This window comes from Sodalis sp. RH21 (assembly GCF_047324175.1).
GTDB lineage: Bacteria > Pseudomonadota > Gammaproteobacteria > Enterobacterales > Enterobacteriaceae > Acerihabitans.
Window position 1 is genome coordinate 2,322,563 of record NZ_CP178732.1, and the last position, 23,928, is coordinate 2,346,490.

At 62.3% G+C, this 23,928-nt stretch carries 19 protein-coding genes and 1 pseudogene; 12 read left to right on the forward strand and 8 right to left on the reverse strand.

Annotation, left to right across the window (positions count from 1 at the left end):
* Nucleotides 1-34: 34 nt before the first annotated feature.
* A complete protein-coding gene (locus ACL2XP_RS10635; protein WP_413730179.1) occupies nt 35-1,432 on the reverse strand; it encodes a PLP-dependent aminotransferase family protein in 1,398 nt (465 codons plus the stop codon).
* Between the two features lie 386 nt (nt 1,433-1,818).
* Between ACL2XP_RS10635 and ACL2XP_RS10640 the strand changes: the two genes are divergently transcribed.
* Genes ACL2XP_RS10640 through ACL2XP_RS10675 form a run of 8 tightly spaced genes read left to right on the forward strand, consistent with a single transcriptional unit; the run spans nt 1,819 to nt 9,411 of the window.
* Complete coding sequence (locus ACL2XP_RS10640; RefSeq protein ID WP_413730181.1) at nt 1,819-2,301, forward strand: MSMEG_0572/Sll0783 family nitrogen starvation response protein; 483 nt, start codon at nt 1,819-1,821, stop codon at nt 2,299-2,301.
* A 12-nt stretch (nt 2,302-2,313) separates the two neighbouring features.
* Nucleotides 2,314-3,372, forward strand: a complete 1,059-nt coding sequence (locus tag ACL2XP_RS10645; RefSeq protein ID WP_413730182.1) for a Nit6803 family nitrilase — start codon at nt 2,314-2,316, stop codon at nt 3,370-3,372.
* Nucleotides 3,347-4,441 carry an MSMEG_0568 family radical SAM protein gene (locus ACL2XP_RS10650; RefSeq protein ID WP_413731054.1) on the forward strand — a complete coding sequence of 365 codons (1,095 nt, stop codon included), beginning with the start codon at nt 3,347-3,349 and terminating at the stop codon, nt 4,439-4,441. The genes ACL2XP_RS10645 and ACL2XP_RS10650 overlap by 26 nt, the downstream gene beginning before the upstream one ends.
* A gap of 13 nt (nt 4,442-4,454) precedes the next feature.
* Entirely contained in the window at nt 4,455-5,018 is a 564-nt protein-coding gene (locus ACL2XP_RS10655; protein ID WP_413730184.1) for an MSMEG_0567/Sll0786 family nitrogen starvation N-acetyltransferase, read from the forward strand.
* Nucleotides 5,018-5,977 carry a sll0787 family AIR synthase-like protein gene (locus ACL2XP_RS10660; RefSeq protein WP_413730186.1) on the forward strand — a complete coding sequence of 320 codons (960 nt, stop codon included), beginning with the start codon at nt 5,018-5,020 and terminating at the stop codon, nt 5,975-5,977. Before ACL2XP_RS10655 ends, ACL2XP_RS10660 begins: the two co-directional genes overlap by 1 nt.
* A 22-nt stretch (nt 5,978-5,999) precedes the next feature.
* Complete coding sequence (locus ACL2XP_RS10665; protein ID WP_413730188.1) at nt 6,000-6,299, forward strand: MSMEG_0570 family nitrogen starvation response protein; 300 nt, start codon at nt 6,000-6,002, stop codon at nt 6,297-6,299.
* Nucleotides 6,300-6,314: 15 nt separating this feature from the next.
* A complete protein-coding gene (locus ACL2XP_RS10670; RefSeq protein WP_413730190.1) occupies nt 6,315-7,583 on the forward strand; it encodes an MSMEG_0569 family flavin-dependent oxidoreductase in 1,269 nt (422 codons plus the stop codon).
* Entirely contained in the window at nt 7,570-9,411 is a 1,842-nt protein-coding gene (locus tag ACL2XP_RS10675) for an AMP-binding protein (RefSeq protein WP_413730191.1), read from the forward strand. Before ACL2XP_RS10670 ends, ACL2XP_RS10675 begins: the two co-directional genes overlap by 14 nt.
* A gap of 20 nt (nt 9,412-9,431) precedes the next feature.
* Here the strand turns inward: ACL2XP_RS10675 and ACL2XP_RS10680 are convergent.
* The 7 genes and pseudogenes from ACL2XP_RS10680 to ACL2XP_RS10710 all read right to left on the reverse strand — a co-directional run.
* Nucleotides 9,432-10,454, reverse strand: a pseudogene (locus ACL2XP_RS10680) (aminotransferase class III-fold pyridoxal phosphate-dependent enzyme); the annotation flags it as partial.
* Nucleotides 10,455-10,512: 58 nt separating this feature from the next.
* A complete protein-coding gene (gene ssuD, locus ACL2XP_RS10685; RefSeq protein ID WP_413730192.1) occupies nt 10,513-11,655 on the reverse strand; it encodes an FMNH2-dependent alkanesulfonate monooxygenase in 1,143 nt (380 codons plus the stop codon).
* A 116-nt stretch (nt 11,656-11,771) separates the two neighbouring features.
* Entirely contained in the window at nt 11,772-12,806 is a 1,035-nt protein-coding gene (locus ACL2XP_RS10690) for a glycyl-radical enzyme activating protein (RefSeq protein ID WP_413730194.1), read from the reverse strand.
* The gene (locus ACL2XP_RS10695; RefSeq protein WP_413738547.1) at nt 12,793-15,264 is read right to left on the reverse strand and encodes a glycyl radical protein; all 2,472 of its coding nucleotides are present in this window, start codon (nt 15,262-15,264) and stop codon (nt 12,793-12,795) included. Before ACL2XP_RS10695 ends, ACL2XP_RS10690 begins: the two co-directional genes overlap by 14 nt.
* A 144-nt stretch (nt 15,265-15,408) precedes the next feature.
* Nucleotides 15,409-16,203, reverse strand: coding sequence for an aliphatic sulfonates ABC transporter ATP-binding protein (gene ssuB, locus ACL2XP_RS10700; RefSeq protein ID WP_413730196.1), 795 nt, complete (start codon nt 16,201-16,203; stop codon nt 15,409-15,411).
* Nucleotides 16,200-16,991, reverse strand: a complete 792-nt coding sequence (ssuC, locus tag ACL2XP_RS10705; protein WP_413730197.1) for an aliphatic sulfonate ABC transporter permease SsuC — start codon at nt 16,989-16,991, stop codon at nt 16,200-16,202. The genes ssuB and ssuC overlap by 4 nt, the downstream gene beginning before the upstream one ends.
* Nucleotides 16,992-17,029: 38 nt before the next feature.
* Nucleotides 17,030-17,968 carry a sulfonate ABC transporter substrate-binding protein gene (locus ACL2XP_RS10710; RefSeq protein WP_413730199.1) on the reverse strand — a complete coding sequence of 313 codons (939 nt, stop codon included), beginning with the start codon at nt 17,966-17,968 and terminating at the stop codon, nt 17,030-17,032.
* Between the two features lie 388 nt (nt 17,969-18,356).
* Between ACL2XP_RS10710 and ACL2XP_RS10715 the strand changes: the two genes are divergently transcribed.
* The 4 genes from ACL2XP_RS10715 to ACL2XP_RS10730 are packed head-to-tail and all read left to right on the forward strand — an operon-like array spanning nt 18,357 to nt 23,783.
* A complete protein-coding gene (locus ACL2XP_RS10715) occupies nt 18,357-19,328 on the forward strand; it encodes an aliphatic sulfonate ABC transporter substrate-binding protein (protein ID WP_413730201.1) in 972 nt (323 codons plus the stop codon).
* Nucleotides 19,325-20,779, forward strand: coding sequence for an acylating sulfoacetaldehyde dehydrogenase (gene sauS / locus ACL2XP_RS10720; protein WP_413730202.1), 1,455 nt, complete (start codon nt 19,325-19,327; stop codon nt 20,777-20,779). Before ACL2XP_RS10715 ends, sauS begins: the two co-directional genes overlap by 4 nt.
* Nucleotides 20,776-22,440 carry an AMP-binding protein gene (locus ACL2XP_RS10725; RefSeq protein ID WP_413730203.1) on the forward strand — a complete coding sequence of 555 codons (1,665 nt, stop codon included), beginning with the start codon at nt 20,776-20,778 and terminating at the stop codon, nt 22,438-22,440. The genes sauS and ACL2XP_RS10725 overlap by 4 nt, the downstream gene beginning before the upstream one ends.
* A gap of 47 nt (nt 22,441-22,487) precedes the next feature.
* Entirely contained in the window at nt 22,488-23,783 is a 1,296-nt protein-coding gene (locus ACL2XP_RS10730) for a rhodanese-like domain-containing protein (protein ID WP_413730204.1), read from the forward strand.
* The last annotated feature ends 145 nt before the right edge of the window (nt 23,784-23,928 follow it).

Sequence of the window (23,928 nt, forward strand, 5' to 3'; positions counted from 1 at the left end):
ATAGCGCCACCGTGATCTTCACGCACCGCTGCCACTACAGCGCCACCGTGGACAGCCAGGCGGGGTATTCCAGCATGTCCGCCACGTTTTTCAGCATTCCCTCGCACTGCTCGCGGCTGTTGGGCCCTCCCAGGCACAGGCGCAGCGCATCGGGGGGATTATTGTCGGTACAGAAGGCGGCGCTGGAGACCGCGCTGACCCCCTGATGGCGCAGTTTCACCGCCACATCCGACGGATTCCAGCCCTGGCGGTGCGGCAGCCGCAGCCAGAGATGGAAACCTTCGGCATCCGCCTGCAGACTGTAATGGCGCAGCAGTCGGGCGGCCATCCGCTGGCGCAGCACCGCTTCTTCCCGCACCGCCAGCAGCATTCTTTCCGCCGTACCGTCGTTAATCCACTGGGCCGCCAGCGCATTGGTGAACGGGCTGGACATCACCGTCAGCGCCCGCATGGCGCCGGCCAGATGCTGCCCCTGGCGCACCGTGGGGGCGTGCACCCAGGCAATACGCAAACCGGCGCCGAAACATTTCGACAGGCCGGTAATATACCAGGTCAGTTCCGGCACCAGCTCCGCCATGGCGGGCAGGGACGCCGAGGGCAGCATGGCATAGGCGTCGTCTTCGATAATCGGCACGCTGTAGCGCAGGGCTACGTCCGCCAGCTTCTCACGCCGGCGCAGCGGCATGGTCAGGGTAGTGGGATTATTGATGGTGGGATTGAGATACAGGGCGCGGATTTGGCCGGTCTGGCAGGCGTTTTCAAACGAGCGCGGCATAGGGCCGTCTCCATCGCATTCCAGTGCGTGCAGGGTGATATCCAACTGGGCGGCGATGGCCTTCAGCCCCGGATACACCAGGCTGCCGACGCAGATTTCTCCGCCCCGGCGCGCCAGCAGGGTCAGCAATCCCACCAGCACGCTGTGAATGCCGGGACACACCAGCAACCGCTCCGGGGCCACCGCCGGTAAACGGCGCCCTAGCCAGCGGCATCCCGCCTCTTTGTCGTCATGGTTGCCGCCGAAATCGTGATAGCGCAGCAGGGGGAACAGATCTTTGTGGGCAAACAGATTCAGGGCGCCCTGACGGATTTGCGCCACGAGATCCGGCGAATCCGGCTCCACCGGCAGATTCATGGTCATCTCATAGCTGCTGCCGTTGCGGGGCGGGATCGACGGCACCTTGCCGCGGATAAAACTGCCGGTGCCCGGACGGGAATCAATGAGTCCGCGCTTGCGCGCTTCGGCGTAGCCGCGGGTCACCGTGGTGTAATTCAGTGAGAGTTTTACCGCCAGATCCCGCAGAGGCGGCAGGCGATCCCGCGGCTGGAAATCACCGCTTTCAATGGCGTCATGGATCAAATCGGCAATCAGCAGATAGGCCGGACGCTCCGGTCGTTCATGCATATAGTGCGTCCAACGATCGAATCGTTTCATTCCTGTTTCTCTCTGGGTGGCGGACTTCCACTCTAGCGGATTCATCCGTGCCCATGCAATCATTGATGTAATGATTGTGTTTAATGATTGCATCAGATTGTTTGTTATGCGTTAGCATGGTGCAATCATGGGTTACGCCTGCGTTGTCATTGTGCAGCAAATTGGTTAATTGCTGCGCGTTGATTGCCAAATAAACTCAAATGCAGGCCGTTAAAAATTTTTTTTGCTCAGAAGTTGAGCGATTGATTGGCCGATGATTGCATGGTCCCTTTCCGCCCCTGGCATAACCCTTGCTCCATGGATAATGACGCGTCCGTTAGCCGGCGCGATACATCATCCGCCGCGGCTGTCGGCGATGCCAGTAAACCTGCGAAGAGACTAAGATTATGCCAACGGTAACAATGCCCGCACATCAATCCGGCGATTTCCTGGTGGATTACGAAGAAAAGGTGTTTGAAGACGTGAAGGCCGAGCCAGGCCAGAAAGCGCTGGTGACCTTCCATACCGTCGCGTTCGAAGGATCCATCGGTTTTGTGAATATGCTGCAGGCCACCCGGCTGCAGCGCAAAGGCTTTGAAACCTCGATTCTGTTATACGGACCGGGGGTGACCCTCGGCGTACAGCGCGGCTTTCCCAAGCTGGGAGACGAAGCCTTCCCCGGCCATATGAACTTCAATAACCAGCTGCAAAAATTCATGGCCGAAGGCGGCAAGGTCTTTGCCTGCCGTTTTGCCCTGCAGGCGTTGTACGGCCACGGCGAACCCTCGCTCATTGAGGGCATCCGCGCCATCAATCCGCTGGACGTGCTGGATCTGAAGCTGCTGCACATCCGCGACAACGCGGTGATTCTTGATACCTGGACCGTGTAAGGAGCCGACGTTATGGCACAGGACCGTATCATCCGTGCCGCCGCCGTGCAGATTGCGCCTGACCTCGGCCAGGCGCAAAAAACGCTGTCGCGCGTGCTGGATGCCATTGATGAAGCCGCGGGCAAGGGGGCCGAGATTGTGGTATTTCCCGAAACCCTGGTGCCCTGGTATCCCTATTTTTCCTTTATCGCGCCGCCCATGACCGCCGGCGCCGAGCACCTGCGGCTTTACCAGCAGGCGGTGGAAGTACCCGGCCCCATTACCCGCGCGGTGGCCGACAGCGCCCGTCGCCACGGCATGGTGGTGGTGCTGGGGGTGACCGAACGGGATCACGGCAGCCTGTTCAACACCCAGCTGGTATTCGACGCCGACGGCGAGCTGGTGCTGAAGCGGCGTAAAATCACCCCAACCTATCACGAACGCATGATCTGGGGGCAGGGGGACGCCTCGGGGCTGAAGGCGGTGGATACCGCCGTCGGCCGGGTCGCGGCCCTGGCCTGCTGGGAACACTACAATCCCCTGGCCCGCTATGCGCTGATGGTCCAGCACGAGGAGATCCACTGCAGCCAGTTTCCCGGCTCGCTGGTGGGCCAGATCTTCGCCGATCAGATGGAGGTCACCATCCGCCATCACGCCCTGGAGTCCGGCTGTTTTGTTATTAACGCCACCGGCTGGCTGCGGGAAGATCAGATTGAATCCATTACCTCGGATGCCGATTTGCAGCGCGGGCTGCGCGGCGGGTGCCATACCGCCATTATCTCGCCGGAAGGACGGCATCTGGCGCCTCCCATCACCGAGGGGGAAGGCATTCTTATCGCCGATCTGGATATGAAGCTTATCGCCAAGCGTAAACGCATGATGGATTCCGTGGGGCACTATGCCCGGCCGGAACTGTTAAGCCTGCTGATCAATGACCGGCCCGCGGACTACTGCCATCCGCAAGCGTCCTATGAGCAGGCCGTTCATCATCAGCACATTTCCTTCGCGTCTTCGCAAACCGCCCCAGAGTCCTTTACTTCCGACCTCACAGGAGGGCGCCATGAGCCTGAGCAACCAGCGACTGATTACTGAACTGCAAACCCACGGCCTGAAGGTGGTCAATCCCCAGACGGCCCATGTCAATCGCCAGGGCGGCGCCGGTCCGTCGGATCACCAGGCGGTGACTATCGACGGCATGACGGTCATGGTGCCGGTGTATACCCAGCAGGCGCACCAGTCCCCCTGGAGCGTGACCCATGACGGGGCCGGCGTCAGCCATTTGCTGAAAGACGCCATTCCGGTGCGGGATATCAGCTTTGTCTCCCAGCCGAATTTCTACCGGCTGAGCACCGCCGACGGTGTCCCGTACTCCCATATCGCCACCCTGCACGGCGCCGATGTGCTGGCCACCACCGTTTTGCAAACCTGCATCCGCTATGAAAACCGGCGCAAGGCCTGCCAGTTTTGCGCCATCGGCCAGTCCCTGGCGGCGGGCAAGACCATCGCCCGTAAAACGCCGCAGCAGCTGGCGGAAGTGGCCAAGGCCGCGGTGGAACTGGACGGCGTGCGGCATATGGTGATGACCACCGGCACCCCCTCCGGCAGCGATCGCGGGGCGCGGGTACTGTGCGAAAGCGCCGAGGCCATTCGGGCGGCGGTGGATCTGCCGTTGCAGGGGCAATGCGAACCGCCGGGGGATGCGCTGTGGTTTACCCGCATGAAGGAGGCGGGCATCGATGCGTTGGGCATGCATTTGGAGGCGGTAACCCCGGCGGTGCGGGCGCGCATTATGCCGGGCAAAGCCGTCGTCACCGTGGAGCAATATATGGCGGCGTTCCAGGACGCGGTGCGGGTGTTCGGCCACGGCCAGGTGAGCACCTATATCCTGGCGGGACTGGGGGATACCCGTGAGGCGATATTGTCTACGGCGCGGGAGCTGATTGATATCGGCGTGTATCCCTTTGTGGTGCCGTTCGTGCCCATCCGCGGTACGCCGCTTGAGGATCATGCGCCGCCGGCAGCGGATTTCATGGAGTCCATTTTGCAGCCCCTGGGCAGCATGCTGCGCGGCGGCGGCCTGCGTTCCGCCGATATCAAGGCCGGCTGCGGCCGTTGCGGCGCCTGTTCGCCGTTGTCCAGCTACGAGCGGGCCTCGGCCTGAGGGGAGTGACAGCATGTTCTATCCCGAATACCGCATCAAATGGGTGACCTTGCCCTGGGAGCGCGAGCAGGCCTATCTGCTGCGCCAGCGGGTTTTTTGCCACGAGCAGGGGCTGTTTGAAGAGCATGACCGGGATGCTATCGATGAACGCGCCCGGCTGCTGGTGGCTATCGGCAGTACGGCGGGCTGGCCGGAGCAAATCGTCGGCACGGTGCGCATCCACCGGGAAGAGGGGGATATTTGGTACGGTTCGCGGCTGGCGGTGGACCGGCATTTCCGCCGGCAGGGGCAACTGGGGCCGACCCTTATCCGCCTGGCGGTATCCAGCGCCTGTGCCCTGGGCTGCGAGGCGTTTTATGCCCGGGTGCAGCAGCAAAACGTGCCGCTGTTCCGGCGCATGCACTGGTCATCCCTGTCCACCGAACGGCTGCGGGGTATCGATCATGCGGTTATGCAGGCGGATCTGGCGTTTTATCCGCCCTGTTTCGACCCCAACAGCGGCATGGTGCTGAGCGGGCCTTCGCCGCGGCCGGCGCGGGAGCTGGCGCCGCTGCTGATGAGCCTGGAGGGCGGCTGATGGATGATTTACACGTGCTGCTGGCGGAGGTGCGCCGGTACGGCGGCATCGATCAGAAGCGGGACATCCAGGGGATTGCCGGAGAACTGCGTGAAGCCTGGCCTCTGGCCGGCTGCGACAACGGCGATGACTGCGCCGCCATTCCGCAGGAAGAGGGCTATAGCCTGCTGGCCATGGAGGGGTTTATCAACCGGTTCGTGGCGGACGATCCCTGGTTCGCCGGCTGGTGCGGACTGATGGTTAATCTGAGCGACATCGCCGCCATGGGCGGCACGGCGGTGGCGGTGGTGAATGCCCTGTGGAGCGCCGGTCCGGAACAGGCGCGCCGTTTGATGCAGGGCATGGCCGCCGCGTCCCGGGCCTATCGGGTGCCCATCGTCGGCGGCCATACCAATTTACGCAGCGAATCGCCGCAGCTGGCGGTGGCGGTGCTGGGCAAAGCGAAACGGGTGCTGCGGGCCTCCGGGGCGAAGCCGGGACACACCTTAATCGCCGCCATAGATTTGCGCGGCGCCCGACGCGGGCCCTGGCTGAACTGGGACGCCGCGACCCGCGCCGATCCGGCGGCGCTGCGCGACGCCATGGCGCTGTTGCCGACGCTGGCGGAACAGGGGCTGGTACAGGCGGCCAAGGACATCAGCCAGGCCGGCCTGCTCGGCACCCTGGTCATGCTGTTGGAAAGCGCCCGGGCCGGCGCGGACATTGATTTAACGGCCATACCCCGTCCGGCGGAGATCCGCTGGCAAGAGTGGCTGTGCATGTTTCCCAGCTACGGCTATCTGTTGACGGTCCATTCCCAGCAGGCAGACGAGGTGCTGGCGCACTTTCATCGGCTCGGTATCGGCGCGGCGGCCATCGGCGGCATTACCGCCGACCCGAGGCTTTGGGTCGGCGATGGTTCACACCGCCACTGTTTCTGGGATCTCGACACAACGCCGCTTACCGGCATCAACCCCTGACTTTTTTATTCTGGAGGCGCTTATGCCCGCAATGCATTTTACCGTCCGCTGGCCGGACAGCTCCGTGGACGTGTGTTATTCACCGTCCACCGTGATTGAACAGCATCTGGAGGTGGGCAAAGAGTACAGCGTGGAGGAGTTTACCGGACTGGCGCGCCGGGCGCTGCAGGAAGCCAGCGACCGGGTCGCGCTGAAGTTCGGTTATGCCTGTTCAAGCGCCATGGATCAGTCCGGCGCCATCGAACTCAAGGCCGGGGGTTTTTTGCCCGATGCCCGCCCGGTGCGCGTCGAGAAAATCGAAGCGCTGCCCGTTAATCATTAATTCAGGAACGGTACCATGGAACAAACACATTATCCGGTGATTATCATCGGCGGCGGGCAGGCGGGACTGTCTATGAGCTACTGCCTGACTCAGCGGGGCATCGGGCATGTGATATTTGAGCGCCATCAGCTCGGCTGGGCCTGGCGGGCGCAGCGCTGGGACAGTTTTTGTCTGGTGACCCCTAACTGGCAGTGCAAATTGCCCGGTTTTCCCTATGACGGCGATGACCCGGACGGTTTTATGGTCAATGACCAGATCATCAATTACCTGGAGCGCTATGCCGAGCGTTTCGGGCCGCCGCTGCTCACCGGCATCAACGTGGAGCGGGTCAGCCGCCACGGCGGCGGGGGCTTTGTTCTGCACACCAGCCGCGGAACCTTCACTGCCGATAACGTGGTTGCCGCGGTGGGCAACTATCACCGGCGGCGTTTCCCCGCCCTGGCGGCCCGTTTACCGGGGACGATCCACCAGCTGCATTCGGCGGACTACCGTTGCCCCGCCGCCTTGCCCGAGGGCGAGGTCCTTGTGGTGGGGTCGGCCCAGTCCGGGGCGCAAATCGCCGAAGATCTGCATCTCGCCGGACGCCGGGTACATCTGTGCGTCGGCAGCGCGCCGCGGGTGAATCGTTTTTACCGCGGCCGCGACGTGGTGGCCTGGCTGGAGGACATGGGGCATTACCGGCTGACAGTGGACCACCATCCCCAGGGGGAAGATGCCCGACGTAAAACCAACCATTATGTCACCGGCCGCGACGGTGGCCGGGATATCGATTTGCGGCTGTTCGCCGGGCAGGGCATGCAACTGCACGGGCGGTTGCTGGACATTGATGAGGCGCGGGGGGGGCTGGTCACCGCAGACGATCTGGCGGCCAATCTTGATAATGCCGATGATACCGCCCGGCGCATCAGGGAGAATATCGATGAGTGGATTGCCGCCCGGGGCATCGACGCCCCCACGGAGCCGCCCTATCAGCCGATGTGGTTCCCGCCGCCGGGCCGGGGCGCTATCCCTTTGGGCAATCTCGCGGCCATTATCTGGGCGGTGGGATTCCATACCGATTTTAGCTGGATTGACCTGCCGGCGTTTGATGACAAGGGATACCCCCGCCATCGGCGCGGCGTGTCAGTGGAAGAAGGACTCCATTTCCTCGGTCTGCCCTGGCTGTGGACCTGGGGCTCGGGACGGTTCGAGGGAGTGGGGGAAGATGCGGAATACCTGGCGGAACACATCGCCGCCCGCCTGACGGCGCCGGCGCCGCAGGAGGTCCGTTATGCCGTTCGCTAACCGGACTGACAGTTCACTGCTGGATTGGTCGGCCGTCATCCCAGCGGATTTGCCAGTGCCTTCCCCGTCAGATTTAGCGCTGGATTCACCGGCCTCTTCCCCGCTGGATGAGGCTTTCTGGCGGCGTGAAGCGCAGCGCATCCACTGGCAGCGGCCGTTTCGCCAGGTGATGGCTTTAGAGCACGGTGGGCCGCACTGCCGCTGGTTTGCGGGCGGCGCCACCAACCTGTGTTATAACGCCGTGGATCGGCATTTGCCCCTGCGCGGCGGCCAAACGGCGCTCGTGTGCTGCGACCGGCAGGGCGCGGAGCAGCGATTCAGCTATGCCGAACTGCACCGGGAAGTGGTGGCCATGGCCTGGATCCTGCAACGGCAGGGGGTGGCGGCGGGAGATCGCGTGCTGCTCTGCCTGCCGGTCATGCCGCCGGCCCTGTTCGCCATGCTGGCCTGCGCCCGGCTGGGGGCTATCCATGTGGTGGTCTCGGCGCAGCTGAGCGCGGCGGCGCTGGCGGAGCGCATTCACCTGAGCCGGCCCCGTTTGCTGATCCTGGAGGATAAAATCAACCGCGCATTGCGGGAAGAGGGACTTGCGCCGCCCGCCGTTAACCGGATCATTGTCGGCGACAGCGGATCGGAAGCCATGCGCAATCCTGACGGCACCGACGATAGGGCGGCGGGTGAATACCCCGGTGACGGTGAACTCAGTTACCGGCGGCTGCGGGCGGCTTATCACAATGAGCCGATACCTTGTCGCTGGCTGCCCGCCGAGGCGCCGTCACAGCTGCTGTTCACCTCCGGCACCACCGGCACGCCCAAAGGCGTCGTGCGGGATACCGGCGGCTACGCCGTGGCGCTGTGCGCCTCGCTGCCGCATATTTTCAATACCGGCGAGAATGAAGTTTTTTTCACCACCGCCGATATCGGCTGGGTGACCGGACACAGCTATCTGGTCTGGGCGCCCCTGCTGGCCGGTTTCACCACCCTGGTGGTCACCGGCGGCGGCATGAATACCCCGGGGCGGCGCTGGTGGCAACTGATTGCCCGCCACGGCGTCACGCGTCTGCTTACCGTACCCGGCGCCATGCGTCTGGCCCGCATGCAAAGTGAAACCCTTGACCCGTCGCTGCCCTCCCTGCGCGCCGTCTATCTGGCCGGCGAGCCGCTGGACGCCAAAACCCGTCAATGGCTGGAGCAGGGCGCCGGCGTGCCGGTGTACGATCACTACTGGCAAACCGAAAGCGGCTGGCCGATCCTGGCCGGGCAGAGAGGCGCCCTGCGTCCGGTGATGGATCGCCGGGTAAGCATTGTGGATGAGCAAACCGGCCGCCCGGCGGCAACGGGCATGCTGGTGCTGCATGACCATCTGGGACCAGGGGGCATGCAAACCCTGTGGGGCCATGACGATGAGTTCGTGGCGCGCTATTGGCAGCATGACGGCGAGGGCTGGCGCTATCTGACGCAGGATCGCGCCCGCCGTGATGAACACGGCGCCATAACCATTCAGGGACGCATGGACGACACCATGAATATCGGCGGCAAGCGGCTGTCCACGGCGGAAGTAGAGCACGCGGCGCTGACGGTGCCCGGCATCGCCGAAGCGGCGGCGGTGGGTCTAGCGCATCCGCTACTGGGCCAGATGGTGCAGCTGTTCGTCGTCACGGCGCCGGAGGTGCCGGTAGCGCGGCATGCCGACATGCGCCGGTCGCTGGCGGCGGTTATCGTGGCCCGCTGCGGCCGCCATGGCCGGCCCCGGAACGTGATATTCCTCGAGTGCCTGCCCAAAACCTTCTCCGGAAAAATCATCCGGCGCTTTCTGCGGCGCCCGTAACCTTCTAACTCCTGGTAAAGCGCCAGCGTGGCCAACGCCGCGGCGCAGGCTACCGGATGCGCGCTCCAGGTATAACCGTGGAAAAACTCGATCTCCCCCTCGCCGGCAGCATTGATAATGCCGTCATGAATATCCCGGCTCACCGCCACGGCGCCCATAGGCAACGCACCGTTGGTGAGGGCTTTGGCCAGGGTGATGATATCCGGCCGGATATTAAAGGACTGGCTGGCGAATGCCCGGCCGGTCCGGCCGAAGCCGCAGATCACCTCGTCCATGATCAGCAGAATGTCATGCCGGTCGCAGATCTGGCGCAGCCGTTCCAGATAACCCACCGGCGGCACCAGCACGCCGGTGGATCCGGCGATGGGTTCCACCACGCAGGCGGCAATATTTTCCGCCCCGTGTAGCGTAATCAGGCGTAAAAGATCGTCCGCCAGGAAGTCGCCGTGCCCGGGTTGCCCGCGACTGTAGCGGTTCTCCGCCAGCCAGGTATGGCGCATATGCACTACCCGCGGCCCGACGCCGTCGAAATTCCGCCGGTTGTTGGGCAGCCCCGACAGGGCGACGCCGCCGAAATTGACGCCGTGATAAGCGCGTTCCCGCGACACGAAGATATTCCGGCTACCCCGGCCCTTGGCGCGGTGATACGCCAGGGCGATTTTCAGCGCGGTATCTACCGCTTCCGAGCCGGAACCGACAAAAAAAATCCTGTCAAGGCCGGGGGGCAGCAGCGCCGATAAGGCCTTGGCGGCGGCGAAGGCTCCCGGATGGCCGCGATAAAAGCTGGCGGTAAAATCCAGGGTCAGCATTTGCCGGTGAACCGCCTCGGCAAGCTCTTTACGCCCGTGGCCCAAGGCCGAGGCGAATAAACCCGACACCCCGTCCAGTATCGCCCGTCCGTCCGGATCATAATAATAATCTCCCTCCGCCCGGGCGAATAATTTGGGATCGTTACGGAAATCTTTATTTGGCGTAAACGGCAGCCAAAAATTATCGTTGAGAATATCCTGGTAATGGGCAGTCATGATTGTCACCAACGTCATCTTCAGGCTCGCCCCATGCCGGGCTGAAAATATGCCCGCTGGGGACTTTAGTCAGCATTTAATGGATTTTGTCCGGCGCGAAATCATTGGCGACCACTTCCCCCTGCGGCCGGATGGCATCGCTTGCGGCGGCAGGGCTGTTCGTCGCCACGTCCAGATGGGGGAAGACCAGTTCCGACACGCGATAGGCTTCCTCCAGATGCGGATAGCCGGACAGGATAAAGGTATCGATACCTAAATCCGCATACTCGGCGATGCGCCGGGCGACGGTGGGGCCGTCCCCCACCAGAGCGGTGCCGGCGCCGGCCCGCACCAGCCCGACCCCGGCCCACAGATTGGGACTTATTTCCAAATGATCCCGGCTGCCGTCGTGCAGTGCCGCCATGCGCTGCTGTCCCACCGAATCAAACCGGGCGAACGATGCCCGGGCGCGGGCGATGGTTTCATCGTCCACATGGACAATCAGCCGCCGGGCATCCTGCCAGGCCTCTTCCGTGGTTTCACGCACAATCACGTGCAGGCGAATGCCGAAGCGGATTTGCCGTCCCAGCGCGGCGGCCTTTTCCCGTACCTGGGCGATTTTTTCCGCCAGCTGCGCCGGCGGCTCGCCCCAGGTCAGATAAAGCTCCACCTGCTCTGCCGCCAGATCCTGCGCGGCATCGGACGAACCGCCGAAATAAAGCGGCGGCCGAGGTTGTTGCACCGGCGGGAACATCAGGCGCGCCCCCTCCACCTGCACATGTTTGCCCTGGAAATTCACCGTCTCGCCCTCCAGCACCCGCCGCCAGACATGGGTAAATTCCGCCGCGGCTTCATAACGTTCGGCGTGATCGAGAAATACCCCTTCCGCCGCCAGTTCGTCGGGATCGCCGCCGGTCACCAGGTTGAAGAGCGCCCGGCCTTGGGACAGACGATCCAGCGTCGCCGCCTGACGGGCCGCCAGGGTAGGGGAAATCACTCCCGGCCGCAGCGCCACCAGGAACTTTAGCCGCTGGGTGACGGGGATCAGCGACGCCGCCACCAGCCAAGAGTCTTCACAAGAGCGGCCGGTGGGGATCAGCACGCCGCCGAAACCCACCCGTTCCGCCGCCTGGGCAATCTGCTGCAGATAAGCGTGGTCCACCGTGCGCGCGCCGCGTGGCGTGCCGAGATAGCGCCCGTCGCCATGGGTAGGGAGAAACCAGAAAAGATTGAGGCTCATGGACGGCTCCTGCTGAATAAAACGACGAGTAACGGTTATGATGGACAGCCGGAGCCGGTGCTCCAACTGATATATATGGCATTCCAAATGCGTAAAACAGCTATACCCGTCATCATTCACGCTGCAGGTGCGTTGGCAACACTCGGCCTCGTTCCTTCGGGGCCGTAGCGGCGGCCGAGACGCTGGCGGGCCCGGCTGATGATCTCCTCGACGGTGTCCGCCGGCAGTCGGATGTCCCCCGGCAGGTATGGCCGTCCCAGCAGCCGGTATTTGTCGCTGCCCAGCCGGTGATAGGGCAGGATTTCATAGCTGACGTCCGCCAGGGGCAGAATAAAATCAATGATGCGGGCGATAGCGTCCCAGCTATCGTTAAACGCGGGGATCAGCGGCGTGCGCACATGGATCGGCAAACGGGGAAACTGCCGGCGCAACGCCAGCAGGTTGGCCAGTATCCGGCGGTTGGAACGCCCGGTAAACCCGCGGTGAGCGGCGTCGTTCAGGTTTTTGATATCAAAATAGACGCCGTCGCAATAGCCCGCCAGCGCCCGTAATGCCGGCCAGGGGCCGTAACCGCAGGTTTCCAGCAGGGTATCGATATGCCGTTTTTGGGCTTCCCGCAGCAGGGCCAGGGCGAAATCCGCCTGCATCAGGGGTTCACCGCCGCTGAGGGTAACCCCGCCCCGTGAGCGCGCATAAAACAGGCTGTCCGCCTCGGCAATATCCATCACGCGCGCCGCCGTTATCCGCTGACCGAAGGCGTGCAGGGCATGGCTGGAACAGGCGGGCAGGCATTGCAGGCACTGCCGGCAGGTATCCGTGTTCAGCCGGACAACTCCGTCGGCCCCATACGCCAGGCTGTGGGAAAGGCATTGTCCGATGCACAGGCCGCAGTCCCGTCCGAGGCATTTTTTTTCGTCCAGCGTGATTTCCGGCAATACACCCTGGGATTCCGGATTGCTGCACCAGACGCAGCGCAGCGGGCAGCCTTTCAGAAAGACCAGCGTGCGGATACCGTCACCGTCATGCAGGGAGTAACGCTGTATATTGAAAATCCAGCCCGTCTCTGCCCCATCGGTCCGGCGCGTCGACGGAGCCGGCAAAGCCGTGGCGGGGATTCGCAACGACAAAGCCTCCGGATCAGAAGATTTCATGGCCGGTCCTGGCAATCAAATCATCCTGCAGGTCCGGCGAGAGGTCAGTGAAATAGGCGCTGTAGCCGGCAATCCTGACAATCAGGCCGCGAAAGCGCTCCGGGTCGGCTTTGGCCGCCAGCAGGGTCTCCCGGTTGATGACGTTGAACTGGATATGCCACAGCTTCAGGTCGCACCAGACCTTGATAAAATCGCACAGCTTGCGGGTGCCCGCCTCGCCGGCCAGTACCGAGGGGGTGAATTTGACGTTAAGCAAGCGGGCGGCGCGCTCGCGAAACCGGTAATTCTTGGTGTGGTAATTGGACAGCAGCACCGCGGTGGGGCCTTGGCTGTCGCAGCCCTGGGAGGCCGACGAACCGTCCGATAGCGGACTGTAGGCCTTGCGGCCGTTGGGGGTGGCGTGCACCACCTTGCCGAACGGCACATGCGAGGTAAAAGGCACCAGCCGCAGATCCATATGCACGCCCAGAGAGCGGGAATAGCGCTGGGTAAATTCCAGACAGATTTTATCCAGGGCCTTGCCGATATCGTCGGCGTAGGGATCGTTATTGCCGTATTTGGGCGCGTCCCGCAGCAGGGCGCGGACAGTGGGATGGCCGTTGAAATCGTCGGCCAGCGCCGCCAGCAATTGTCCCATGGAAAGACGTTTTTCTTCATAGACCCATTTTTTTATTGCCGCCAGGGAATCAATGACCGTGCCGTACCCCATAAACTCGAAATAACCCAAATCGATACCGCCGTTGATGTCCGGCTGGTGGATATCCATGCCGGCGTCCATCGCCAGGTCGTGCAGGGCGGAACCCAGCGGCCAGGCAAAATGCCGGGCGCGTAAATCAATGATGATTTTTTGCTGGATAAACGCATGGCGAAGGAAATTCAGATGCTGTTTTACATAAGCCTGCCAGAATGCCTCCCAGTCCGCGAATTCCCCCGGATCGCCGGTTTCGATACCCAGCAATTCCCCGCCGTAGCGTTTCATCCGGCCGTTGTACAAGGTCATCTCCAGCGCCGCCGGAAATTTGATATAGGCGCAGGGGCTGGTATAGGTATCGCGGTTCGGCATCCGGCACTCGGCGCAGCCGGACACCGCGAAATCATAGGCTTCGCTGAACGCGGCCCCCTTCGCCAGCAGCAGCGGCACCACTTCTTCATCGTTGATGAGTTTTGGAAATCCGGCGCCGTCTTTAATGGTTTGCGCCACTTCATAGAGAAAACGCGGCGGAGTACGGCTATGGATGCGGGCCGCCAGGTCCGGATAGTGCAACGGAAATTCCCGCTTCGATCGCAGGAACAGATAGGATAGCGCATTGACGGCGTCCAAACCTTCCGGCGTCTGGCCGCCGATGGTGACCGCTTCCCAATGGGCGTAGCCTTCGTTAAAGGCGCCGCCGGTGGGGGAGATGTACAAATCCACGAACTGCGCCATGGCGATCCACATGCAGGCCAGCCATTCCAGGGCCTGCTCTTCGGTCAGCAGGCCGCGATCGAGATCCCGCCGGTAATAAGGGTAAAGGTACTGATCCATGCGGCCGTTGGAGATAATGGTGCCGGTTTTCTGCTCCAGGCGGGAAAACATCTGGGTGAACCACTGCGCCTGCAGCGCATCGCGAAAATCCCGCGCCGGGTGTTCCGGCACCCGGGCACAGCGCTCGGCGATGGCCTCCAGCTCCTGCCGCCGTACGGGATCGGGCTCCCGTTCCGCCAAATCCCGCGCCAGCGCGGCATGGCGTCCGGCCCACAGAATCACCGCCTCGGCGCTGAGGATAATGGCCTGCAGGAACGGTGCCTTTTCAACATTGTCCGACGGATCGAAGGGATCCAGCGCCGCCAGCCGGCGCTGTGCATCCTCCTTTATCCCCTTAAACCCCAGCCGCAGCACTTTGTCGTAGTCATGTACCCACTGAATGGAAGACCGGAACGACGAGGTCTCGTTGACGATAAAACGGGACGTCAGGGCGTCGGCGGGATCGTAGGTAAGGCGCAGCGTCTCATCGGGCAGGGCGCGGGCCAGGTCTTCATGGTAGGTTTTGCCCCGCCAGTAGGGGGATACCACCCGTTTGATGATATCCACCTCCGCCGGTTCGACGGTAAACGGCGATTCCACCCGCCGGGGCAGCTGTTCCAGCGCCCGCTCCAGAAAATCGCCGTCCAGTTCCGGATAAAGAATGCCGTAGCGGCCGGGTTTGCCGCCCCGGCCGACAATCAACTGATCTTCATCGATATACACCTGGATATGCCCGGCGATGTGATACATCGCCTTCGCCCAGCGCAGGATCAGTAATTCCCCTTCCGTTTGCGCCATGGACTCGGTGAAATAGCGCGCCCGTTCCACATCGACTGCCGGTTTGGCGTGCTGGATACGGGCCAGCAGGCGATGGGTCCGATCCGTGGCGACGGGCTTGCCGTCGGGATGCAGCAGCCGCGCTTCCTGCGGCGAGAGTACCAGGGCTTGCTTCACGTTATTGCCTGCCTTAAGTCGTCAATAATAAAATTATATTCTCTCAATAATCCGAAACGCCGCTTGCAGCGGCCCCAAAGGGCGAGGCTTACGGAGTAGCCGAGTCACACAGCCAACACACCTGCAGCTTGAATTATGGCGGGTCTATTGATTAACGCTCCCGGAGCGCAACGTGCCGTCTCCCTGCGCGCCCTGAACGCCGCTGGAAAAGATGCGTTCCAGGATTTCGCTTTCCAATGCCGCCTGCCGGGCCTGCCCATGGCCGCGGGGACGTGGCAAATCGATGGCGATATCCAGGCCGATATGCCCCTGCTCCAGCAGGATGACCCGATCCGCCAGGGTCACCGCTTCATGCACATCGTGCGTCACCAGCAGCAGGGTAAAACCCTGTTCTCGCCACAGGGTCTCAATCAGGCGCTGCATCTCGATACGGGTTAACGCATCAAGGGCCCCCAGGGGTTCATCCAGCAGCAGTAGGCGCGGACGATGAATCAAAGCCCGCGCCAGCGCCACCCGCTGCTTCTGCCCGCCGGACAGGGTGGAAGGCCAGTCGCCGGCCCGCCCGGCCAATCCGACGGTGTCAAGAGCGGCCAGGGCGCGCTCCCTGGCGTCCTTGCCCAGGCCGAGGCCCACGTTATCCACGACCTTTTTCCAGGGTAATAACCGGTCGTCCTGGAACATCAGCCGTATATCGTTTTGCCTGGCGCGCAGCGGAGCATTGCCGGAGGAGAGATCGCCGCGGTCCGGCCGGTCAAGACCGGCCAGCAGGCGCAACAGGGTGCTTTTGCCGCAGCCGCTGCGCCCGACGATGGCCACGCACTGTCCGGCGGGGATGGCGAGATCCACATTGCCCAGCACCCGGTGGCCATGGAAAGACTTCTCCAATTGGCGCAATGCCAGGGGGATGCCGCGATTAACCGGGTAGACGTTAACGCTCATGCCGTTGCCCTCGTCTTCTGGTAAGCCGGATGCCAGCGCAGCCAGACGCGTTCCAGCGCCCGGGCGGCGCTGTCCGCCGCCTTGCCGAGGATGGCGTATAAAATAATGGCTACCACTACCACGTCGGTTTGCAAAAATTCACGGGCATTCATGGCCAGATAGCCAATGCCCGAATTGGCGGAGATGGTTTCCGCCACAATCAGCGTCAACCACATGAAACCCAGCGCGAAACGGACTCCCACCAGTATGGAAGGCAGGGCGCCGGGCAAAATAACCTGATAAAACAGCGAAAAACCCGACAGTCCGTAATTTCGGGCCATTTCCACCAGGCCGGCGTCCACATTGCGCACGCCGTGGTAGGTATTAAGATAAATGGGGAACAGCGTGCCGAGGGCCACCAGGAAAATCTTTGCCGATTCATCAATGCCGAACCACAAAATCACCAGCGGGATCAGCGCCAGATGCGGCACGTTGCGAATCATCTGCACCGTGCTGTCCAGCAGCAGCGCCCCCCAGCGGGACAGGCCGGTGATAAAGCCCAGCAGCAGACCGATGGAGCCGCCGATGGCGAATCCCACCGCGGCGCGCCAACTGCTGATGGCCAAATGCTGCCATAGCTCGCCGCTGTACATTAACCGCCAGGCCGCGGTGACCACCGCGCTCGGCGCCGGCAGGATCCGGCTGGACAGCCAGCCGGCGCTCACCGCCGCTTGCCAGGATACCATTAACAGCACCGGCAGCAGCCAGGGCGCAAGACGTTCGGAAAGCTCGAGGGTAATGCGTTTCATCCCGTGCTCCTGTAAGGTGCGCATCGGACGGTCCGCCGCTACTGTGCGGGCGGCGTCCAGACGGCTTGTGAGACATTCAGGCTTTGCGGAATCAATTTCAATTGGGTGAACGTATCCGCAATCCGTTGCTGGCCGGCGGTCACCGCCGGGGTAATAAACGCAGCCTGATAATTTTGCCGTTCCACCGCAATGCGGGTGATATTCTCCGGCAGCCCCAGCAGGGGAGCCACCTGGCGGGTTACCGCCGCGGGGTCTTCAACGGCCTTCTTATCCACCAGCCGGATTTGCCTGACCAGCTCGGTAATCACCCGGGGATGGGCCGTGGCGAAGTCCCGGGTGGCGAGATAAAACTGATAGTTATCCACGATGCCCTGGCCGTTTCGCAGGGTCCGCGCCTGCAGCTGTTGTTCGGCGGCGGCGGCGAACGGATCCCAAATCACCCAGGCATCCACGCTGCCCTGGATAAAGGCCGCGCGCGCATCGGCGGGGGAGAGATAGACCGGGGTGATATCGCCATAGCTCAGGCCGGCTTCCTGCAGCGCCCGCACCAGTAGGTAATGCACATTCGACCCTTTATTCAGCGCGACTTTTTTACCTTTCAAATCCCCCACCTTGCGCAGGGCGGACTCTTTCGGCACCAGAATGGCTTCCGCGGTGGGCGAGGCCGGTTCATTGGCGATATAAACCAGATTGGCCCCGGCGGCCTGAGCGAATACCGGTGGCGTTTCGCCGGTAAATCCAAAATCAATGGAGCCGACGTTCAATCCTTCCAGCAGTTGCGGACCGCCGGGGAACTCCGTCCATTTCACCCTTATGCCCTGCGAGGCCAGGCTTTTTTCCAGCGAGCCTTCCCCTTTCAGCAAAACCAGGGTGGTGCCGGATTTCTGATAGCCGATACGCAGGGTATCGGCGCCATAGGCACCGGCCGAGACGGCCAATGAAAGCAATAATGCAATACCGCCGCGCAGATTCATCATTTCTTTCCATCTTTATGAGTGAAAAGAAAATCCTAACAGCGCGGGAAATTGTTCGGTAAATGTTATTTTCAGCTTTGGATAGATATTCTTTTGCTAAAAGAAAAATCATATTCATAAATATAGGGCCGCTGTTAATAGCCGGTATGAAAATATTCTAATAAAGTAATGTTGTTATATGGATGTTTATCTTAAAGGGCTTTTGTGTTTCTAAAATGCCGGATCCAAGGCGGCGTTGAGCGTTTTCCCTCCTGGCGAAAGCCTGCCGGCAAGGCCGGGAACCGGACCGGATATTAAGGGATAAAATAGACTATCTAAAGTTGATTATATACTTTGACAGTACAGGGCAACTCTTGGAGCTTACTATTACCTATTCTTGTCGGATACCGTTATGTCTCGCTTTACGTTTACCTTGCGCCGTCTTATTTTTATCGCCGTTCCTTTATTGGCTTTATTGATTCAATTCAATGCGCGGGCGGAAACCGTTCTGCGTATCGGTTATCAAAAATCCTCCACCTTGCTGACCCTGGTGAAATTGCAGGGCACGCTGGAAAAAGAACTGGCTCCCCGGGGAATTAAGGTCAGCTGGTATGAATTTTCCAGCGGCCTGCCGCTGTTGGAGGCCCTGAATATCGGTAATGTGGATGTCTCCGCCGACGTGGCGGATACCGTGCCGGTCTTCGCCCAGGCGGCCGGCGCCGATTTGACCTATTTTGCCCGTGAAGAGCCCTCGCCGGATGCCCAGGCAATCCTGGTGCCGCAAAATTCACCGCTGAAATCCCTGGAAGATTTGAAAGGCAAACGCATCGCGGTCACCAAAGCGGCGGGCAGCCATTATTTGCTCATCGTTGCCCTGGCGAAGGCCCACCTGACATTCCATGATATCACCCCGGCTTACCTGACCCCGGCGGACGGCCTGGCGGCGTTTGAAACCGGGCAGGTGGACGCCTGGGTAACCTGGGAACCCTTTGTCGCCGCCGCCGAACGCCGGCAGCATGCCCGCGTGCTGGCGCCGGGGCAGGGGCTGGCCAGCTATCAGCGCTATTATCTGGCGTCCAGTTCCTATGCGCGGCAGCATCCCGAGATCCTGGAGCTGATTTACCGGCAGTTGGAACACACCGGCGCCTGGGTCAAGTCCCATCCGGCCGCTGCGGCGAAATTGCTGGGACCGTTATGGGGCAATCTGGACGTGGCCACCGTGGAACAGGCCAATGCCCATCGCACCTATCAGGTAAAACCGGTGACCCTTGAGAGCCTCGGCGAACAGCAGCGCATCGCCGACGCGTTTTTTGCCGCGGGATTATTGCCTAAACACATTAATGCCCAGGCGGTGCCGGTCTGGCAGCCGGCCGCCGCGAAATGAGCCCGGCGACACCCTCGCCGGCCTCCCTCTCCCCGGCCGGGGAGGAAACGGCGCCGGCCCGGCTGATTCACTCCCTGGTGGCGCGGGCGCGGGAGGCGCAGCGGCGGATAGACGGTTACAGCCAGGAGCAAATCGATTTGGTGGTGAGCGCCCTGGGCTGGGCGGTGATCAATCCCGCCAATAACCGGGCCTTGGCAACCCTGGCGGTAGAGGATACCGGTCTGGGCAATGTCGAAGATAAGGTCATCAAAAATCATCGCAAGACGCTGGGGCTGCTGCGGGATCTGCACGGTAAAAAAACCGTCGGCGTGATTGGCGAAGATCCGCAGCGCGGGATCGTCGACATTGCGCGGCCGGTGGGGGTCGTGGCCGCCGTGACGCCCTCTACCAACCCGGTGGCCACGGTAATCAATAACATTATCAATGCCGTGAAATGCCGCAACGCCGTTATCGTGGCGCCGTCGCCGAAAGGGGCCGCCAGCTGCGCCCGATTGCTGGCGCTAATCTACCCGGAGCTGGATGTCCTGCGGGTTCCCCGCGATCTGGTGCAAATGCTGCCCGCCCCCGTCCGCCGCGAGCACACGCAGTTGCTGATGGGCGCGGCGGACCTGGTTATCGTCACCGGTTCCCAGGCCAATGTCCGGGCCGCGACGCAAAGCGGTACGCCCACCTTCGGCGTCGGTGTCGGCAACGTGGCCACGATTATCAGCGAATCGGCGGATTTGACCGCGGCCGCCCGCAAGATAGCGGATTCGAAAACCTTTGATAACGCCACCAGCTGTTCCGCGGAAAACAGCATCATCATCCCGTCCGGCCGCTACCGGCCGATGCTGGACGCCCTGGCGGCACAGGGCGGCGTGGTATTGACGGCACGGGAAAAGGCCCGGCTGCAACGGGTCCTTTGGCCCGACGGCGGCGGCAAGCTGGCGCGGGATCGGGTGGGCCGATCCGCGTTGTTGCTGGCTGAAGCGGCCGGATTAACGCGATCCGCCTGCCGGAGTGCCCGTTTTTTCATCGTCGAGGAAGAGGGGGTGGGCGAACGCTTTCCCTTTTCCGGTGAAAAACTTTCGCCGGTGTTAACCGCCTATCGGGCGGATGATTTTCACCAGGCATGCGACCGGGTCAGGGCGCTTTATGCCTGGCAAGGGGCCGGCCACTCCGTCGGCCTGCACGGCACCGATCCGGCGGAGGCGCTGACGGCGGGACTCACCCTGCCGGTGAGCCGCGTTATCGTCAATCAAGCCCACAGTTTTGCCGCCGGCGGCAATTTTGATAACGGATTGCCCTTTACCCTGACCCTGGGCTGCGGCACCTGGGGCAAAAATCACTTCTCCGACAATCTCAATTACCGGCATTTTTATAATAAGGTCCGCATCTCGCGCCCCATAGAGGAAAATATCCCTTCGCTGGATAGGCTGTTCGGCGATTATCTGCGCAGGAAGGGATCGTGAAGGGCAGCGGCGAAGCAACGGTGAACGGCGCCGAAGCCGAAGAAGCGGCCTTGGGCAACACCGGCGCCGAAGCAGAGAGAGCAGCGCGGGGCGACACAGGCACCGAAGAGGAGGACGCGGCGCCAGACGCCGCCGACTCGCTGCCGGCGGTGCTGGCCCGGCATCTGCGTGAGGGCGCCGATCGGGTTTTCCTGATTTGTCCGGAGACCGAACGCACCCTCACCTTCGCACAGCTGGCCCTGGCCGCCCGGCGCCAGGACGAGCGGTTAATGGCCACCGGCCACCGGCCCGGTGATCATATCGCGCTGCTGCTGCCCGGCGGCTTTGACACCGTGGCGCTTTGCCTATCATGCATGCTGACGGGTTACGTGCCGGTGCCCCTGAGTTTGCTGGCCGCCGACACGGCCCTGGCGTGGATTATCACCCATTGCGGCACTAAAACCGTCATCACCAGCCGGGAGTCTGCCCCTCGCCTGCGGAGGGTGCTGGACAGCCTGCCGCCGGCAGGCCGTCCCTTGATGGTGATCCGCGAACGGGACCTGCCGATGGACGATGCGGTCATCTGCAAGCCGCACCCCGCCGACGATCCGGCCGCCTGTCCGCGGCAGTTGTCCGCCCGGAGCCCGGCGCTGTTGATGTATACCTCGGGCACCACCGGCCTGCCCAAAGGGGTTGTTATGACCCACGGCAATATGCTGGCCGCGGCGGAACGCATCGCACGTTGGCATCGGCTTACGCCGCAGGATCGTCTGCTGTGCGCGTTGCCGCTTTACCACATCAACGGCCAGGTCATCGGGACGCTGGTTCCCTTTGTCAGCGGCGGCAGTCTGGTGGCGCCGCGGCGTTTTTCCGTCTCCCGCTGGTGGGGCATGGTGGCGCGTTATCACTGCACCTGGCTCAACCTGGTGCCCACCATGATAGCCTTCCTTTTGCACGGCGCTTCCGACGGCGATGCCCGCTATCCCTGGGTCAAATTCGCCCGCTCCGCCTCCGCGCCGCTGCCGCCCGCCCGGCACCGGCAATTCGAGCAGCGGTTCGGCATAACGGTCATCGAGGGCATGGGTATGACGGAGTCGGGTTCGCTGGCATTCTGCAATCCCCATACCGGCCGGGTATATGGCAGCGTCGGCTTGCCCTGCGGCATTGAGACCGCCGTTGCCGGTCCCGGCGGGGAGCGGCTGGCGGATAATCGCTGCGGCGAAATCCTCCTGCGGGGCCCAAACATCATGGCCGGCTATCATCTGGACAGCGCACAAACCGCGGCGGCCATTGACGCCGGCGGCTGGCTGCATACCGGCGATCTTGGCTATCGCGACGCGCGCGGATTCTATTTCATTACCGGGCGGATGAAAGAGATCATCATCAAGGGCGGAGAAAACATCGCCCCGCGGGAAATCGACGAGGCGCTGGCGGATTTCCCCGGCCTGAGTGACGCGGCCGCTTTTGCGATACCCGATGCCGATTACGGTCAAAATATCGCGGCGGCGCTGGTATTGCGGGCCGGCATGGTTCTGGATGAGGCCGGATTGCGGGCATGGTGCCTGGAGCGGTTGGGGAGTTTCAAAGCGCCGGTGTGTTTTTATATCGTTACGGCATTACCTCGGGGTGGCTCGGGTAAAGTGCAGCGATTGGCGCTCTGCGCCAGATTCCCCCATGGCTGATGTAGCCATATCGCTACTCGATTGATCTGATTCAGGAGTATTTTTACATGACCAACCCCCTTTTCCCCCGCAGGCAGGCGGACGAAATTCGCCAGGCCTTGTTGAACCGGCAGGAAGTGGCGCTGGTGGACGTACGCGAGGAAGCTTCTTATGCCGAAGGGCATCCCTTGTTCGCCGCCAATATCCCCTTGTCCCGGCTGGAGGCTGATGTCATGGCGCGCATTCCCCGGCGCTCCGTTCCTGTGACCCTATATGATAACGGCGAGGGACTGGCAGCCGTCGCCGCGCGCCGGCTGCAGGCGCTGGGTTACCTGGATGTGGCTTTGCTGGCGGACGGACTGGCCGGCTGGGCGGCGGCGGGCGGCGAACTGTTTATCGACGTCAACTCGCCCAGCAAAGCGTTTGGCGAACTGGTGGCGCACCGCCGCCAGACGCCGTCTTTGGCGGCGGAAGAGCTGAAACGGCTGCTGGACGCCGCCGAGGATGTGGCGGTGCTGGATGTTCGGCGTTTCGATGAATACCAGACCATGAACATCCCCGGCGGTATCAGCGTACCGGGGGCGGAGCTGGTATTGCGGGTCCGGGATCTCGTACCATCCCCCACCACCCGCATTATCGTCAACTGCGCCGGACGCACCCGCGGTATTATCGGCGCCCAGTCGCTGATTAATGCCGGTATTGCCAACCCGGTGGCGGCATTGCGCAACGGCACCATCGGCTGGATGCTGGCCGGGCTACCGCTGGAGCACCATCAACGGCGCCGTTACCCCGCTGTGAGCGAAACGGCGGGCCGGGTTGCCGCCGTCGCCGCAAGGCGGGTGGCGGATCGGGCCGGAGTGAAACGTCTGGGTGCCGGCGAACTGCAGCGCTGGCTGACACAGCCGGATCGCACCACCTATGTCTTTGACGTGAGACAGCCGGAAGAGTATGCCGCCGGTCATTTTCCGGCGGCCCGTCCGGTCCCCGGCGGACAGCTGGTGCAGGAGACCGATCACTACGCCAGCGTACGCGGGGCGCGTATAGTCCTGACGGATGGCCGGGGCGGGACGCGTGCCGATATGACCGCTTCCTGGCTGGCGCAAATGGGCTGGCAGGTTTGGGTGCTTGACGGGGAGGATGCCGGTTTTACCGTATCCGGCCCCTGGACCGCGCCACTGCCGGAACTGTCGCCGGACGAAGCGGCATTCCAATCGCCGCGTCCTTTGCCCCGGCGCTACCGCCGTCCCTATGAAGGCACCGGTAATTCCCCCCGGGCCATGCAGGACTATATCTCCTGGGAGCTGGGACTGGTGGCACAGCTGGAGCGGGACGGTAGCCATGGATTTTTTGTGCTGACATTTTAAGAATAAAATTTTGGTTATTTCTTTTAGTAGACGATATAATTTTACCCCCCAGGCGGGGGGTAAAATCATCTGGTACTCCCCAGACCGTGACCTCCCGCCTGGATTCGGGATATAGCGATTTTTTTTATTGTCCGGCATAGGATCA

Coding starts and splice junctions, on each gene's coding strand:
- ACL2XP_RS10710 (WP_413730199.1), bottom strand. CDS start 17,968: ATGATGAATCTGCGCGGCGGTATTGCATTATTGCTTTCATTGGCCGTC.
- ACL2XP_RS10660 (WP_413730186.1), top strand. CDS start 5,018: ATGGATGATTTACACGTGCTGCTGGCGGAGGTGCGCCGGTACGGCGGC.
- ssuD (WP_413730192.1), bottom strand. CDS start 11,655: ATGAGCCTCAATCTTTTCTGGTTTCTCCCTACCCATGGCGACGGGCGC.
- ACL2XP_RS10640 (WP_413730181.1), top strand. CDS start 1,819: ATGCCAACGGTAACAATGCCCGCACATCAATCCGGCGATTTCCTGGTG.
- ACL2XP_RS10730 (WP_413730204.1), top strand. CDS start 22,488: ATGACCAACCCCCTTTTCCCCCGCAGGCAGGCGGACGAAATTCGCCAG.
- ACL2XP_RS10715 (WP_413730201.1), top strand. CDS start 18,357: ATGTCTCGCTTTACGTTTACCTTGCGCCGTCTTATTTTTATCGCCGTT.
- sauS (WP_413730202.1), top strand. CDS start 19,325: ATGAGCCCGGCGACACCCTCGCCGGCCTCCCTCTCCCCGGCCGGGGAG.
- ACL2XP_RS10665 (WP_413730188.1), top strand. CDS start 6,000: ATGCCCGCAATGCATTTTACCGTCCGCTGGCCGGACAGCTCCGTGGAC.
- ACL2XP_RS10670 (WP_413730190.1), top strand. CDS start 6,315: ATGGAACAAACACATTATCCGGTGATTATCATCGGCGGCGGGCAGGCG.
- ACL2XP_RS10635 (WP_413730179.1), bottom strand. CDS start 1,432: ATGAAACGATTCGATCGTTGGACGCACTATATGCATGAACGACCGGAG.
- ACL2XP_RS10655 (WP_413730184.1), top strand. CDS start 4,455: ATGTTCTATCCCGAATACCGCATCAAATGGGTGACCTTGCCCTGGGAG.
- ACL2XP_RS10675 (WP_413730191.1), top strand. CDS start 7,570: ATGCCGTTCGCTAACCGGACTGACAGTTCACTGCTGGATTGGTCGGCC.
- ssuB (WP_413730196.1), bottom strand. CDS start 16,203: ATGAGCGTTAACGTCTACCCGGTTAATCGCGGCATCCCCCTGGCATTG.
- ssuC (WP_413730197.1), bottom strand. CDS start 16,991: ATGAAACGCATTACCCTCGAGCTTTCCGAACGTCTTGCGCCCTGGCTG.
- ACL2XP_RS10690 (WP_413730194.1), bottom strand. CDS start 12,806: ATGAAATCTTCTGATCCGGAGGCTTTGTCGTTGCGAATCCCCGCCACG.
- ACL2XP_RS10645 (WP_413730182.1), top strand. CDS start 2,314: ATGGCACAGGACCGTATCATCCGTGCCGCCGCCGTGCAGATTGCGCCT.